Origin of the sequence: Piscinibacter lacus, from assembly GCF_016735685.1 — a bacterium.
Classification (GTDB): domain Bacteria; phylum Pseudomonadota; class Gammaproteobacteria; order Burkholderiales; family Burkholderiaceae_C; genus Aquariibacter; species Aquariibacter lacus.
The window spans coordinates 110,416-123,799 of record NZ_JAERRA010000001.1 but is presented as its reverse complement, the minus strand read 5'-3'; the positions used below and the strand labels follow the sequence as shown (position 1 = coordinate 123,799).

Annotated in this window: 13 protein-coding genes and 1 tRNA gene; 6 read left to right on the top strand and 8 right to left on the bottom strand. The window is 70.9% G+C overall.

Features of this window, described 5'->3' with window-relative positions; all coding sequences use genetic code 11:
* The first annotated feature begins 138 nt into the window (after nucleotides 1-138).
* Together JI742_RS00570 and JI742_RS00565 are read left to right on the top strand one after the other, a co-directional pair.
* Nucleotides 139-1,488, top strand: a complete 1,350-nt coding sequence (locus JI742_RS00570) for a sensor histidine kinase (RefSeq protein ID WP_201822971.1) — start codon at nucleotides 139-141, stop codon at nucleotides 1,486-1,488.
* Between the two features lie 42 nt (nucleotides 1,489-1,530).
* Nucleotides 1,531-2,994 carry a sigma-54-dependent transcriptional regulator gene (locus JI742_RS00565; protein ID WP_201822968.1) on the top strand — a complete coding sequence of 488 codons (1,464 nt, stop codon included), beginning with the start codon at nucleotides 1,531-1,533 and terminating at the stop codon, nucleotides 2,992-2,994.
* Nucleotides 2,995-3,013: 19 nt separating this feature from the next.
* Here JI742_RS00565 and JI742_RS00560 read toward each other — a convergent pair whose 3' ends face one another.
* On the bottom strand, nucleotides 3,014-4,297 hold the full coding sequence (locus tag JI742_RS00560) for a DUF5666 domain-containing protein (protein WP_201822965.1): 1,284 nt from the start codon (nucleotides 4,295-4,297) through the stop codon (nucleotides 3,014-3,016).
* Nucleotides 4,298-4,301: 4 nt separating this feature from the next.
* On the bottom strand, nucleotides 4,302-5,225 hold the full coding sequence (locus JI742_RS00555; protein WP_201822962.1) for a DUF6502 family protein: 924 nt from the start codon (nucleotides 5,223-5,225) through the stop codon (nucleotides 4,302-4,304).
* A 187-nt stretch (nucleotides 5,226-5,412) separates the two neighbouring features.
* Here JI742_RS00555 and JI742_RS00550 point away from each other — a divergent pair, with 187 nt between their 5' ends.
* Together JI742_RS00550 and JI742_RS14100 are read left to right on the top strand one after the other, a co-directional pair.
* Nucleotides 5,413-6,696 (top strand): DUF5666 domain-containing protein, encoded by a 1,284-nt coding sequence (locus tag JI742_RS00550; protein ID WP_201822959.1) that lies wholly within the window; start codon nucleotides 5,413-5,415, stop codon nucleotides 6,694-6,696.
* A gap of 56 nt (nucleotides 6,697-6,752) precedes the next feature.
* On the top strand, nucleotides 6,753-7,064 hold the full coding sequence (locus JI742_RS14100; protein WP_201822956.1) for a YMGG-like glycine zipper-containing protein: 312 nt from the start codon (nucleotides 6,753-6,755) through the stop codon (nucleotides 7,062-7,064).
* 28 nt (nucleotides 7,065-7,092) lie between these two features.
* Here the strand turns inward: JI742_RS14100 and JI742_RS00540 are convergent, their stop codons facing one another.
* Nucleotides 7,093-8,043 (bottom strand): phytanoyl-CoA dioxygenase family protein, encoded by a 951-nt coding sequence (locus tag JI742_RS00540; RefSeq protein ID WP_201822953.1) that lies wholly within the window; start codon nucleotides 8,041-8,043, stop codon nucleotides 7,093-7,095.
* Between the two features lie 215 nt (nucleotides 8,044-8,258).
* On the opposite strand from JI742_RS00540, the gene JI742_RS00535 reads away from it, so the two are divergent.
* Nucleotides 8,259-8,335, top strand: a tRNA-Met gene (locus tag JI742_RS00535).
* 295 nt (nucleotides 8,336-8,630) lie between these two features.
* Entirely contained in the window at nucleotides 8,631-9,758 is a 1,128-nt protein-coding gene (locus tag JI742_RS00530; RefSeq protein ID WP_201822951.1) for a sensor domain-containing diguanylate cyclase, read from the top strand.
* A gap of 64 nt (nucleotides 9,759-9,822) precedes the next feature.
* Here JI742_RS00530 and JI742_RS00525 read toward each other — a convergent pair whose 3' ends face one another.
* Genes JI742_RS00525 through cydP form a run of 5 tightly spaced genes read right to left on the bottom strand, consistent with a single transcriptional unit; the run spans nucleotide 9,823 to nucleotide 13,257 of the window.
* On the bottom strand, nucleotides 9,823-10,188 hold the full coding sequence (locus tag JI742_RS00525; protein ID WP_201822949.1) for a cyd operon YbgE family protein: 366 nt from the start codon (nucleotides 10,186-10,188) through the stop codon (nucleotides 9,823-9,825).
* Nucleotides 10,185-10,316 carry a cytochrome bd-I oxidase subunit CydX gene (gene cydX, locus JI742_RS00520; protein WP_201822947.1) on the bottom strand — a complete coding sequence of 44 codons (132 nt, stop codon included), beginning with the start codon at nucleotides 10,314-10,316 and terminating at the stop codon, nucleotides 10,185-10,187. Before cydX ends, JI742_RS00525 begins: the two co-directional genes overlap by 4 nt.
* A gap of 14 nt (nucleotides 10,317-10,330) precedes the next feature.
* Nucleotides 10,331-11,482 (bottom strand): cytochrome d ubiquinol oxidase subunit II, encoded by a 1,152-nt coding sequence (gene cydB / locus JI742_RS00515; RefSeq protein WP_201822945.1) that lies wholly within the window; start codon nucleotides 11,480-11,482, stop codon nucleotides 10,331-10,333.
* A gap of 15 nt (nucleotides 11,483-11,497) precedes the next feature.
* Nucleotides 11,498-13,081 carry a cytochrome ubiquinol oxidase subunit I gene (locus JI742_RS00510; RefSeq protein ID WP_201822943.1) on the bottom strand — a complete coding sequence of 528 codons (1,584 nt, stop codon included), beginning with the start codon at nucleotides 13,079-13,081 and terminating at the stop codon, nucleotides 11,498-11,500.
* Nucleotides 13,078-13,257 carry a cytochrome oxidase putative small subunit CydP gene (cydP, locus tag JI742_RS00505; RefSeq protein WP_201822940.1) on the bottom strand — a complete coding sequence of 60 codons (180 nt, stop codon included), beginning with the start codon at nucleotides 13,255-13,257 and terminating at the stop codon, nucleotides 13,078-13,080. The genes JI742_RS00510 and cydP overlap by 4 nt, the downstream gene beginning before the upstream one ends.
* Nucleotides 13,258-13,384: the final 127 nt, after the last annotated feature.

Sequence of the window (13,384 nt, the reverse complement as noted above, 5' to 3'; positions counted from 1 at the left end):
GGCCGTTTCCGCCTCATGCCGGCCGCGCAAGGCCTTCGGCCGGGTTGAAATGAGAAAGCCCCTGGCGCCGGCCCTGCGCGCGCTCGGCTGGCTCGCGATCTCGGGATGATGCGCGGTGTGCCCCTTCCCGCTGCCCCCATGCCCCTGCCCCGCCTGCCCACCCTCGGCCTGCTTCACAGCTTCATCCTCGCCGGTGCCGCCGCCACCCTGGTGGTGACCCTGGCGCTGGCCTGGCTGCTGTCGGGCTTCCTGGAGCGGCAGTTGCTGCAGCGCGATGGCCTGACCAGTGCCGACCTGCTGCAAAGCGTGATCGATACCCAGGGCGTGGCGCCCTGGTTCCAGGGTGAGGGGCAGGTGCCGGCGGCCGAGGTGGTCGAGTTCCTTGCCCACCTCAGCGCCTTGCCCGAGGTGCTGCGCATCAACGTCTACCGGCTCGACAAGCAGGTGCTGTGGTCGAGCCGGCCGGAGATGATCGGCCGCCGCTTCGGGCCGAACGAGGAGCTGGATGCGGCCCTGGCCGGCGCGGTGGTGGTGCATCGCGACACCGACGGGCCCGATCCGCAGCTCAAGAGCGAGCACATGCTGATGGATGCCCGGGCCGACGAGTTCATCGAGAACTACCTGCCGGTGCGCGCGGCCGGGGGGCAGGCGGTGATCGGCGTGATCGAGCTCTACCGGCGTCCGCTGGCCCTGGTGGCTGCGCTGGACAGCGGCCGGCGCCTGGTGGCGCTTTCGGCGTTGGGGGGCGGGCTCTTCATCTTCCTGTGTCTGGTCTGGTTCATGCGGCGGGCCGATGCCGCGCTGCGCTTGCAGCAGCGCAAGCTGGTCGAAGCCGAGACCCTGGTCCGCATCGGCGAGCTGTCGGGCGCGGTCGCGCACAGCATCCGCAATCCGCTCGGCTCGATCCGCAGCAGCGCCGAGCTGCACCGCGAGCTGGGCGATGCGCCAGAGGCGCTGACCGGCGAGCTGATCCAGCATGTCGACCGCATCGAGACGCTGGTGCGCACCCTGCTGGGCTATGCCCAGCAACGCGGCGCGCGGCTGACCGGGGCCGATCTGGGCCGCGTGCTGCGCGAGGTGACGCCGCGCATCGAGGCCGCGGCCCGCGCCCAGGGCAAGCCCTTCGAGCTGACCCTGGCGCCGGGGCCGCATCCGGTCGAGGCCGATCCCGAGCTGCTCGCCCAGTTGCTCGACAGCCTGCTCAGCAATGCGCTGGAGGCCACGACCGCCGGCCAGGCCATCCGCTTGCGGCTGCATGCCGATGCGGGCGACTTCGTCGTCGAGGTCGAGGACGAGGGCCCCGGCGTGCCGCCCGATCAGCTCGACCGGATCTTCGAGCCCTTCTTCACCACCAAGCCGCGCGGGCTGGGCATGGGGCTGGCGCTGGCGCGCCGGGCGGCCGAGCGCTTGGGTGGCGCCCTGCGGGCCGGCCCGCGCGCCGGCCGCGGCTTGCGCATGGAGCTGCGCCTGCCGCGCAGCGCCGGCTAGGCTTGCGCCGTTTCCTGCCGAGCCGCCCGCCGCAAGCCTGCCATGACGATTGCACCGACTTCACGCCTTGCGGCCAGCGGCCTGGCCGTTCTCGTCATCGACGACGAAGTCGCGCTGGCCCGCAACCTCTGCGTCTACCTCGATCGGCTCGGCTACGTGGCCGAGACGGCCGGCTCGGCCGAGGAGGGCCTGGCCCGCGCGGCCGAGCTGCGGCCCGACATCGTGCTGCTCGACCACAACCTGCCGGGCCAGAGCGGCCTGAGCCTGCTGCCGCGCCTGCGCGAGCAAGAGCCCGCCGCGCGCATCGTGCTGATGACCGGCCACGGCAGCCTGGAACTGGCCGTGCAGGCCATGAAGGCCGGCGCGGTCGATTACCTCAGCAAGCCCCTGGTGCTGGGCGAGCTCAAGCTGCTGCTGGAACGCCTGTCCAGCCAGCAGCGGCTGGAGACGGCGGTGGGCTACTACGCGCAGCGCGAGGCGCAATCCAGCGGCCTGGACCAGTTGCGCGGCGAATCCCCGCCGATGCGCGCTCTGCGCGACCGCATCGAGCGCCTGCTGGCCTCCGAGCGCCAGCTTGGCGATGCCGAGGCGCCGGCCGTGCTGATCCAGGGCGAGACGGGCACCGGCAAGGAGCTGGTCGCCCGCGCCCTGCATTACGGCGGCCCGCGCGCCGGCCAGCCCTTCGTCGAGCTGAACTGCGGTGCGCTGCCGCCGCAGCTCGTCGAATCCGAGCTGTTCGGCCACGAGCGCGGCGCCTTCACCGATGCGCGCGAGCGCAAGGTCGGCCTGGTCGAGACGGCCGAAGGCGGCAGCCTCTTCCTCGACGAGATCGGCGAGGCCGACCCCGGCGTGCAGGTCAAGCTGCTCAAGCTGCTGGAGGACCGGCGCTTCCGCCGGCTTGGCGGCCTGCGCGACCAGCGTGTCGACCTGCGCATCCTCAGCGCCACCCACCAGCCGCTGGATACGATGGTGCAGCAGCAGCGCTTCCGGGCCGATCTCTACTACCGCCTGCGCATCGTCGAGCTGGTGGTGCCGCCGCTGCGCGAGCGCGGCGACGACATCCTGGCCCTGGCCGAGCACTTCATCGCCCTGCATGCCAAGCGCTACCGCCGCCCGCCGCCGCGCCTGAGCGTGGCGGCCGAGGCCGCACTGCGCCGCCACCGCTGGCCGGGCAATGTGCGCGAGCTGCGCAATGGCATGGAGCAGGCCGTGCTGCTGGCCGGCGGCACGCAGCTCGATGTGGATGGGCTCGGCTTCCTCGGCCCGATGCGCACGCCCGAGCCGACTGCCGCCGGCCCGCAGCCGCTGCCGGCAGCCGAAGGCGGCCCGCTGCTGCCGCCCGAGGCCGATCTGCACCTTGAGCGCATGGAGCGCCGCCACATCGAGACGGCCCTGGCCCGCAGCGGCGACAACATCACCCATGCCGCCCGGCTGCTCGGCATCAGCCGCGACACCCTGCGCTACCGCCTGGAGCGGCTGGGCCTGCGCGGCCAGGGCGGCGGCTGAGGCGGTCGCGGGCCGGGCTTCAGTCCTCGCGCTCCACCCGCGTGGCGCGGTAGCGCGTCACGCCGTTCTCCACGCCGTCGGCCTCGGCATCCACCTCGACCCGCTGGCCGTTGAGCTGCGACGGGACCAGGCCATCGTCGAAGCGGGTGCGGCTGTCGTAGCTCAGGCGCTGGCCCTGGACGGTGAAGCGCCCGCTCACGGCATCGCCCTGCACCTCGCTGGCGGTGCCGACGAACTCGAAGGAGGCATCGTCCTCCTGGTCGTCATTGCCCTCGTCGTTGTCGTCGAGCTTCTCGATTTCCAGCCGGCGCGCCTGCAACACGCCCTGCACCACCGGGCCTTCCACTTCGATGCGCGCGCCCAGGCGCACGCCGTCCGTGCCGTCCTCGAAGAGCGTGCTGCCATCGGTGCGCACCGGGAAGCCATTGACCTCGAAGGCCATCAGGCTGTCGAAGCGGGTGATGAAGCCCTCGATCTCGGCCCGCGGCAGCGAAGCCGCGGCGAAGCCCGGCGACCGCACCGTCACGCGCAGGGCGCGGTAGACGCCCTCGCTCGGCGACTTGGCCAGTCGCACGCTGAGCAGCGCGCCGTTGGCCAGGTTGCCGCTGACCACGGTGCCGGCATCGGTCCGCAGGCGCAGGCCGGACACGCGGAAGCTCTGCGTCGGGGCGCTGCCACTGAGGCTGTCGAGCGGGCCGCGGATCCGGAAATCCCCGGTGTAGGCCGCCACGCTGGGGGCGAGCCGCTCGACCCGGGTGGCCACGACCGCGCCGGTGTCGTCCAGCAGCCCGTGAACCGCCACCACCTCGCCTGCGGCCAGGTCGGCCAGACCGCCCAGGCCGGTGAAGACGGTGGTGCGCTTGACCTTCACCGCCTGGCCCAGCACCCGCAGGCTGGCCGCCGCGGCATCGACCGCATCGACGAGGCCGATGACCTCGGGGCGCAGCACCACCCGGTCGGCCGTGCCGCTCAGGCCGTCGGCGGCCACGCGGCCTTCAAGATCGACGAGCACGCCGAGCTGCAGCGGGTCGCCCATGCTGCCGCTGCGGCTGAGCCGCTGGCCGTCCTCGTCGCGCAGTTCGGCGGCGCGGTCGTCGTAGCGCACGCCGTTGACGATGACCGAGCCGAAGCCGCTGATCGGGCCGCTGGCAAAGCCGGTGCCGCCGCTGCCCGGCAGGCCGGCCGAGCCCCCGCCGCCACCGCAGGCTGCGATCAGCAGCGCGCTGGCGGCCGCAGCCAGCAGCCCGCGGCGCCAGGTGGACGGCCGGAAGGCATGCCAGGCGGTCGTGTCGTGGAAAGGCATCTGCTTACTCCTGCGCCGGGGGGCGCTTTCGTCGTGCACCGGAAGATCGGTGGGTGGGCGGATCGGTGTCCGCGTCGGCCGTGCCCGTTTCGGTGGGGGGCACGGCCGTGCTGTAGCTGAACAGGCCCAGGCGCAGGCGCTGGTCCATGGGGCGCCCTTGGGCGCGGTCCTCGGCTTCCAGGGCTTCGAGGCGGGGAATGGCTTCGGCGAGCAGGCGGCGCCAGTGCTCGCGGATCAGCGGGCGCATGGCCTCGACGGCGGTTGCCGACATCGCGTCCTGGTAGATCGCCTGCTCGACATGGGCAGGGTCCCGGCCGCCGACGTTCTCGACGGCGGCATGCAGGTGATCGCCCACGTTCTCCGCCAGGAAGCCGAGCATGCGCACCTGGTCCTCGCGCGGCACGAAAGCCTGCTGGGCCAGGTGGACGGCGTCGTGTGCATCGAGCCGTGCGACGCCCAGGCGCAGCAGCTCCTGCAGCAGGCTGCGTGGATGGACGTCGCGGGTGACCGTCTGCGCGAGCGCCTCGAAGCTGGGCGCCGGGCCCTGGCGCGGCAGCGGCACGGGCAGGCCATCGGCATCGCGCAGCGCGGGGTCGGCCAGCCAGCGCGTCACCAGCTCGGACACCGGCGAGCGCGCCGGCCGGCCTGCGCCCTGGGCGCTGCGGGCCTGGATCAGGCGGCCCACCTCGCGGCGGTTCAGGCCGGTGGCCGCGCTGACGCGGCTGACCGCGCGGCCGGGCGTGCTGTCGGCATGCGCGCGCAGGGCGGCGTCGACGAAGGCGGCGCGCAGGCTTTCCTCGACGACGCCGCAAGGCAGGCCACGCGTCACGGCGAGCTGCGCCAGCGGCTGCAGCAAGGCCTGGACGGCGGCCAGCAGCGCCGCCAGGTCGGGCCGGGCGGGCGCGTCTGGGGTGTCGCCTGCGTCCATGGCTGGAGTCTAAATGGGCTTCGTGCACATCTTTGGCTGTCTTGTCCAGCGGGCTTTCCGGGCTGGGGTCTTGCCTTCTCGTGCTTGTAAATGTGCAACTTGCACATTAATATCAGTCCATCGACCTCGGAGCCGCTGTGCTCGGGGCGGTTCAACCCGGCCCCGAGGGGCCACGAGAGGAGCTCTCATGACGTTCTCGAACACGACTTCCCGCCGCACGGCGCCCCGGCGCCCGGCCCTGCCGCTGGCGGCCCTCAGCCTGGCCACCTTGCTGGCCGCATGCGGCGGCGGCGGGGGCGGGTCCTCGTCCACGGCCAGCGGCTTCAGCAGCGGGCCGATCAGCGGCCTCGGATCGATCATCGTCAACGGCGTGCGCTACGAGGACGGCAGCGCCACCGTGATCGACGACGACGGCAGCTCCGTCAGCCGCAGCAGCGACGACCCGCTCAAGCTCGGCGTCGTGGTCGATGTGGTCGGCCGCATCAATGACGACGGCCTGAACGGCACGGCCAGCCGCTTCGAGATCCGCACCGAGCTCAAGGGCCCGGTCGAAGCCAAGAACAGCCTGAGCGACACCCTGACCGTGCTCGGCACCCCGGTGCGGGTGACGGCCACCACGGTCTATGAGGGCGTGGCGGGCTTCAGCGCGCTGGTGGCCGGCGGCAACGGCAATGTGGTGGAGGTGCATGGCCTGCCCGATGCCAGCGGCACCCTGGTGGCCACCCGCATCGAGCTGGAATCGGCCACGGTCTCGGCCTTCGGTGGCGACTACCGCGTCCGCGGCAGCGTCACGGGCCTGAGCGGCACGGTGCCGGCGCAGTCCTTCAACGTCGGCGCCGTGCGCGTCAGCACGGACAGCGCCACCCGCATCAACGGCAGCCTCAGCGACAACGCGCGTGTCAGCGTGCGCCTGAACAAGACGCCGGTCGCGGGCGTCTACACGGCCACGCGGGTGCAGCTCAAGGCGCGCGGCTTCGGCCGGGACGATGCCTTCAACCGCGCGGAGATCGAGGGCCTGATCACTGCCTTCACCTCGCGGGAAAGTTTCGAGGTGAACGGCTACCCGGTCAGCACCAGCAGCAGCACCAACTTCGAGGATGGTCAGACGGGCGTGGTGCTCGGCGCGCGGGTCGAGGTCGAGGGCTCGGTCGTCAACGGCGTGCTGCAAGCCCGCAAGGTGGAGCTGGACCGCTTCGACGACGGTGACGAAGGCGACGACCGCGACGGCGACGACCGCGACGACGCGCCCTTCGAGTTCAAGGGCGTGGCCACGGCCGTCACCGGCCAGGGGGGTGAAGGAACCTTCACGGTCCGCGGGCAGTCCATCGCCTACAACAGCCGCACGGTCTTCCGCGACGGCCTGAGTGCTGCCACCTTTGCGAATGCCAACATCGAAGTGGATGCCGTGATCAACAGTGGCAGCGGGAGCGCAAGCCGCTTCCTGGCCGTTCGCATCGAGCGCAACGATTGACGGCTGCGCCGTCCCGTCCTGCCGGCGCAGCCGCCGGCGTCGAGCTGGAGAGTTCCATGACCATTCATTCCCCCCGCCTTGCCCTCGCGGGCCGGGCCCTGGCGAGCCTGATGGCGCTCGCCGGGCTCGGCGCCTGCGCCTCGATGTCCGACCGGGACCGCAACACCGCCATCGGGGCGGCGGTCGGGGCGGCCGCCGGCTCCGTCCTGACCGGCGGCAGCACCACGGGCACGCTGGGCGGTGCGGTGATCGGCGGTGTCATCGGCAACAAGAGCACCGAGAAGGCCGACGAAGGCCGCGACGACCGCAAGCGTTCCGGGTCCCGCGGCCGCGACGGCCGCCGCGACAAGGATCGCGACGACGACTGAGCGGCCGCCGGGCGCTGCGCGCGCCCCTTCAGCCGCGCAGGGCCTGGGCCCAGCCGGCTGCCTTGGCCCGCAGGCGGCTGCCCAGCGTCGGCGGCGGGCGGGTCTGTGTTCCGGCTGGCTGCTGGGCCGGATCCGGAGCCGGATCCGGGGCCAGGCCCAGCAGCCGGCGGAACTCGGCTTCGTCGATCAGGCGGTTGCGGTTCTCGACGAAGCCCAGGCTGCGCCAGCCGGGCTGACGCTCGACCAGCTCGCGAGCCGACTGCTCGACATAGAAGTCGCTCTCCGCCGCAATGACCTCGAAGCGCTCGCCACAGGGATAGAAGAAGACCGGCTGCGACTCCTCCGGCACACAGATCAACTGCACCGCGATGCGCGGCCCCTGGCCGCGGTTCACCGGCGAGCCGTGGATCAGGCTGTCGTCGAAGATGTGACCATGGCCGGCGCGCGCCGGATAGGCCTTCATGTAGCGGGTCAATTGCGGGCGGAAGCTGTCGAAGTAGGGGCGCACCGCCGGGCCTTCGACATGCGGCAGCAGCTTGTGACTGCGCGGGATCGCATGCAGCGTGCCGTTCTCGACCTCCGTGTCGACCAGCGCACACCAGACCGTCACCGAGGTCTGGTCCAGCGGCAGCACCGGCCAGTTCTGATGCGAGGGGAAAGCCCCGTCGCCGGGCTGCTTGACGTGAAAGTTGGCCGCAACGACGCGGTGCCGGTCGAGCAGCCGATCGATCGCCGGCTGAAAGTGCCGCACCAGCAGCGCATGCGTCGCGCGGCGGTAGGCGACATCGCGGTCCAGCAGCGTGACGTGATGATTGAGCAGCCCGTCCCGGGCGGTCGGTGCGAAGCCGTCGGCTGGACGCAGGCCTTGCAGCTCGGCCAGCAGCGCGGCCACTGCGGCGGCATCGAGGACGGGGGACGCCACCGTGCCCTCGACGGCGAGCTCCGCCTGCAGGACAGGATCAAGAAGGGTCGCGCGCATGCATGGCCTCGGTTGACCGCGGGTGGAAACGAGCAAGGCCCTTAGCGCAAGGCCCCATGCTCCGATGGAGTATCCGCCAGGCCCGGACACGGCAGCCCGGGCTGCCGTGCACGACCCGAGCCGCGTTCGCGCACAGGTCGCGAGCCCGCATCTTGCCGCCGGGCGGGCCGGGGCCCGAAGACCGCCGCAGGGCGTGCTATAGTGCCAGCTTCAGTCGCGGGGTGGAGCAGTCTGGTAGCTCGTTGGGCTCATAACCCAAAGGTCGCAGGTTCAAATCCTGCCCCCGCAACCAAGGAATCGTGAGGCGCTCCGGGCGCCTTGCTTGCAAGAAGGGCCTGCAGCAGTGCAGGCCCTTCTTGTTTTGGGGCTCCGGTTCACCGGCGCTCCTCATGGATCGGTGCTCTTGCGCACTGGTGCACGCGGGCCTTGCATCCGCTGGCAACACAAGGACGACCCGAGGCTTGCCGGTCGTATCCTGCGGTCAGGCACGCAGGCGAACTGCATCGGACATCGTGCGATCCGCGCAAGGCTTGCGTCTGGACTCGTACCGCGCACGTCCTTTCGGCCCCGCCTTGCCCGATCGCTCCATGTCCTGGAAGAACTTCCTCAACCTTTTGCAAAGGCCGTCGTCCGCGCCCCTTGCCCGGGGGTCCGACGAGACCGCGGCCCAGTGCCTGGACGTGCCGGCCGAGCAACTGGCCCTGTCCGAATCGGTGCTGCAGACCGCGGTGCGCCTGATGGCCCAGGACAGCACCGACACCGCCGCGATCGTCACCGCCTACTGCGAGAGCCTGACCCGCTTCGCGCCGCGCATCAAGCTGGCCTGGGTCTGGTTCGGCGATCGCGACACGCAGGCGATCCGACCCCAGTACATGGCCGGTGCAGCACGCGCCTATGCCGAATCGCTGGTCATCGAGCGCAGCTTCCTGACCCGGCTCGGCCCGGCCTTCCGCAGCCTGAATGGCATCGGCCCGCAGGAGTACGAGGTCTCGGCCCGCTCCAGCTTCGGCCCCTGGCGCGAGATGGCGCGCCAGCATGCAACGCGCAGCGTGCTGGCCCTGCCGCTGGGCTCGACCGAGCCGGGCAAGTGCGGGCTGGCCGTCTTCTATGCCGACACCGAGAACTACTTCTCGCAGACCGGCATCCGGCTTTTCGAGGCCCTGGCCCAGCTCTTCAGCATGACCTTGTCCAAGGCCGCGCGCATCGAGGGCCTGGAGCGCGAGGCCCTGGTCGACGCCCTGACCGGCCTGGGCAACCGCAGGGCCGTGGACCTGGCGGTGCGCCGTTCCGACACGGCCGCGGCATCTGCGCCGCTCGGCATCGTGCTGCTGGCGGATCTGGACCACTTCAAGCGCATCAACGACACGCACGGACATCCCGCCGGCGACGCCGTGCTGCGCGAGGCCGCCGCACGGCTGCGTGCCTGCGTGCGGGGCAGCGACCTGGTGGCCCGCTGGGGCGGTGAAGAGTTTCTGCTGCTCCTGCGTGGCGCCCGGCCGGACGACGCCCGGCGGATCGCCGAGAAGGTGTGCCAGGCCTTCCGCGACCGGCCGGTCCAGCCCGAGGGCGTCAGGCCGCTGAAGCTCACCGTCTCGATCGGCCTGGCGGCCTGGCAGCCCGAGGCCGACTTCGATGCCGCGCTGGCCCGGGCCGATGCTGCCCTCTATGCGGCCAAGCAAGGGGGTCGTGACGGCTGGCGGCTGGCGGACGACTGAAGACTGTCGACACCTCGTCGCAGGCTCCGCCCCGCGGGCCTTGCGGGAAGCCGCGACCTGAAGCTCAGCCGCTGAGCTTCAGCCCCAGCGCTGCAAGCAGCGCGACCAGGCAGGCGGCTGGCGAGAACAGCAGCCGCCACAGCCAGGCGCGCGGCACAAAGCCGACGCCGCGGATGAAGCCCGCGCTCATCGACCAGAAGAAGAGCATGGCCAGGCCATGGTCGGCCTTGCCCTGTGCGTCGGCGAAGAGCGGCGGGTAGAGCGTGCCGGCCAGCATCAGCCCCAGGCCCAGCAGCAGGCAGGGCAGGTGCAGTCGGCTGGAGGGCGCGGCGGCCGCCTCGGCGTCCGACGCGCGGGGCGGTGGGGGGGCGGTTGCCGCGCGCGTCGCCTCGGCCGGCGCGGGAGCGGTCGGCGGCGGGGCGGGCTTCATGCGCCGTCCGGGCCGGGGTCGGCCGCGTTGGAGGCGGCGCGCGCTTCCTCGTTCTCGCCCCACATCGCATTCATCACGGCCAGCAGCACGGCAAAGCCGACACCCAGCACCCAAGCGAAGTACCACATGGTTGGCTCCTGTCTCAATAAGCGCTGTGCTCGTTGCGCTGGATGTGCTCCACCGTCACCTTGCCGCGCATCACCCGGTAGGCCCAGCCGGTATAGAAGACCACCAGGGGCATGAAGATCACCGTCGCGCCCAGCATCAGGCCCAGGGTCAGGTGGCTGGAGGTGCTGTCCCAGACGGTCAGGCTGGCCTGCGGCTGGCTGGACGAGGGCATGATGAAGGGGAAGAGCGCGGCAGCAGCCGTGACGATGATCCCGGCCATCGACAGCGCCGAGCTGACGAAGGCCGCCAGCGTGTGGCCCCGCTTCAGCAGCAGCACGCAACCCAGCGCGCCGAGCAGGCCCAGGGCCGGCAGGGCCCACAGCGCCGGCAGGGCCGCGTAGTTGGCCCACCAGGCGTCGGCGCTGCGCACCACCGTCTTGGCCAGCGGGTCGGGCAGGGCGGCCGGGTCGACGACCGAGCTGATCGCATAGCCCTCGATGCCGCCGTAGCGCAGCCACAGGCCGGCCGCGACGAAGCCCAGCACCGTCAGCACCGCCGCACCCGTGGCGCCGCGCACCGCGCGGGCCTGGAGGGCCCCTTCGGTGCGGTGCGCCAGGTAGGCGCCGCCGTGCATGGTGATCATCGCGCTCGACACCAGGCCCACCAGCAGCGCGAAGGGGTTCAGCAGGCCCCAGAAGCTGCCGGTGTAGGTGGAGATCAGCAGCTCGTCGAACTGGAAGGGCACGCCCTGGAAGAGGTTGCCGAAGGCCACGCCGAAGATCAGCGGCGGCACGGCCCCGCCGACGAACAGGCCCCAGTCCCAGAAGCTGCGCCAGCGCGGATCTTGGATCTTGCTGCGGTAGTCGAAGCCCACCGGCCGGAAGAACAGCGCCCACAGCACCGCCAGCATGGCCCAGTAGAAGCCGCTGAAGGCGGTGGCATAGACCAGCGGCCAGGCCGCGAAGATGGCCCCGCCGCCGGTGATGAACCAGACCTGGTTGCCGTCCCAGTGCGGGCCGACGGTGTTGATGACGACGCGGCGCTCGACATCGTTGCGGCCCACGAAGGGCAGCAGGGTGCCGACGCCCATGTCATGCCCGTCCATCACCGCAAAGCCGATCAGCAGCACGCCGACCAGGCCCCACCAGATCAGCTTCAGCGTCGGGTAGTCGAAGAATTCAAGCATGGGGGTCCTCCGGGCTCAGGCGTGGGCCGGGCCGTGATGGATGGCCTCGTCCTGGTAGCGGCCGGTGCCCAGGCTGCCGGGGCCCTGGCGCGCGAACTTCAGCATCAGGTAGACCTCGACGACCAGCAGCACCGTGTAGAAGACCAGGAAGCCGGCCAGCGAGCCGTACAGGCTCTCCACGCTGAGCGTGGACACGCTCATGTGCGTCGGCAGCACGCCGTAGATCGTCCAGGGCTGGCGGCCGTATTCGGCAACGAACCAGCCCAGCTCGCAGGCAATCCACGGCGCCGGCAGCATCCACAGCGCCGCCTTCAGCAGCCAGGGCCGCTGGGTGAACTGGCCCTTGAGCGTGACCCAGAAACTCATCGCGAACAGGGCCAGCATCAGGAAGCCCAGGCCCACCATCGCGCGGAAGGCCCAGAACATCGGCGTGACGCGCGGCACCGTGTCGTCCACCGCCTTCTGGATCATCTCGGGCGTGGCCTGGGAGACATCCTGCACATACTTCTTCAGTAGCAGGCCGAAGCCCAGGTCGTCCACATGGGCCTTGAGCACGGCCTCGGCCTCGGGCGCGCTGGTCTGGCGGGCGCGGGCGGCGCGCAGTGTTTCCAGCGCCTGCACGGCGACGATGCCGCGCAGGATGCGCTCGCGGTTCTTGGCCTTGATCTCGTGGATGCCCGGGATCTCCTTGGTGAGCGAGCGCGTGCCGATCAGGCCCATCACATAGGGGATGTGCACGGACCAGTCGTTCTTCTGCTCCGCCTCGTTGATGCCCGCGATCACATTGAAGCTGGCCGGCGCGGGCTCGGTCTCCCACATCGCCTCGATGGCGGCCATCTTGGTCTGCTGGGCCTCGCCCACCGTGTAGCCCGACTCGTCGCCCAGCACGATCACGCTCAGCACCGAGGCCAGGCCGAAGGCCGAGGCCACGCGGAAGCTGCGCTTGGCGAACTCCACATCGCGGCCCTTCAGCAGGTACCAGCTTGAGATCGACAGCACGAACATCGCCCCGGTCACGTAGCCGGCCGACACCGTGTGCACGAACTTGGCCTGCGCATCCGGGTTGAAGACGATGGCCCAGAAGTCGACCATTTCCATGCGCATGGTCTGCCAGTTGAACTCCGCGCCCACCGGGTTCTGCATCCAGCCGTTGGCGATCAGGATCCACAGCGCCGACAGGTTGGTGCCCACCGCCATCAGCGTGGTCACCAGCAGGTGCTGCGGCCGGCTAAGCCGGTCCCAGCCGAAGAAGAACAGGCCGATGAAGGTCGATTCGAGGAAGAAGGCCATCAGCCCTTCGATGGCCAGCGGCGCGCCGAAGATGTCGCCCACGTAGTGCGAGTAATAGGCCCAGTTGGTGCCGAACTGGAATTCCAGCGTGATGCCGGTGGTCACGCCCAGCGCGAAGTTGATGCCGAAGAGCTTGCCCCAGAAGCGGGTCATGTCCTTCCAGATCACCTTGCCGGTCATCACATAGACCGATTCCATGATGACCAGTAGCCAGACCATGCCCAGCGTCAGCGGCACGAAGAGGAAGTGGTACATCGCCGTCGCGGCGAACTGCAGCCGCGACAAGTCGACGAGTTGTTCGGAGATCACTTCGAGGCTCCTGAAGGTCCGGAGGCGGCGCCTCCGAGATGGGCGGCCGCGCGCTCACTGTCCACTGGCACGCGGGCTTCGCGGATGAAGACCCACCACAGCAACGTCAGCACCACGATCTTGATCGCAACGGCGATCAGCAGATGGCGCAGGAGACGGTGATCGGCGGGGCTCATGGAGGGATCAGTCCAAGTTTCGTGCCTGCGTCGTCCGATGCGGCGCATCGGGCCGGCGCCCCAAGTTTGCGCCTCTCGCCGGCCCATCCGGCCTCGCATTGCCCCGGGGGCCGCCTGGCAGCGGTGG

Coding starts and splice junctions, on each gene's coding strand:
- JI742_RS00570 (WP_201822971.1), top strand. CDS start 139: ATGCCCCTGCCCCGCCTGCCCACCCTCGGCCTGCTTCACAGCTTCATC.
- JI742_RS00565 (WP_201822968.1), top strand. CDS start 1,531: ATGACGATTGCACCGACTTCACGCCTTGCGGCCAGCGGCCTGGCCGTT.
- JI742_RS00560 (WP_201822965.1), bottom strand. CDS start 4,297: ATGCCTTTCCACGACACGACCGCCTGGCATGCCTTCCGGCCGTCCACC.
- JI742_RS00555 (WP_201822962.1), bottom strand. CDS start 5,225: ATGGACGCAGGCGACACCCCAGACGCGCCCGCCCGGCCCGACCTGGCG.
- JI742_RS00550 (WP_201822959.1), top strand. CDS start 5,413: ATGACGTTCTCGAACACGACTTCCCGCCGCACGGCGCCCCGGCGCCCG.
- JI742_RS14100 (WP_201822956.1), top strand. CDS start 6,753: ATGACCATTCATTCCCCCCGCCTTGCCCTCGCGGGCCGGGCCCTGGCG.
- JI742_RS00540 (WP_201822953.1), bottom strand. CDS start 8,043: ATGCGCGCGACCCTTCTTGATCCTGTCCTGCAGGCGGAGCTCGCCGTC.
- JI742_RS00530 (WP_201822951.1), top strand. CDS start 8,631: ATGTCCTGGAAGAACTTCCTCAACCTTTTGCAAAGGCCGTCGTCCGCG.
- JI742_RS00525 (WP_201822949.1), bottom strand. CDS start 10,188: ATGAAGCCCGCCCCGCCGCCGACCGCTCCCGCGCCGGCCGAGGCGACG.
- cydX (WP_201822947.1), bottom strand. CDS start 10,316: ATGTGGTACTTCGCTTGGGTGCTGGGTGTCGGCTTTGCCGTGCTGCTG.
- cydB (WP_201822945.1), bottom strand. CDS start 11,482: ATGCTTGAATTCTTCGACTACCCGACGCTGAAGCTGATCTGGTGGGGC.
- cydP (WP_201822940.1), bottom strand. CDS start 13,257: ATGAGCCCCGCCGATCACCGTCTCCTGCGCCATCTGCTGATCGCCGTT.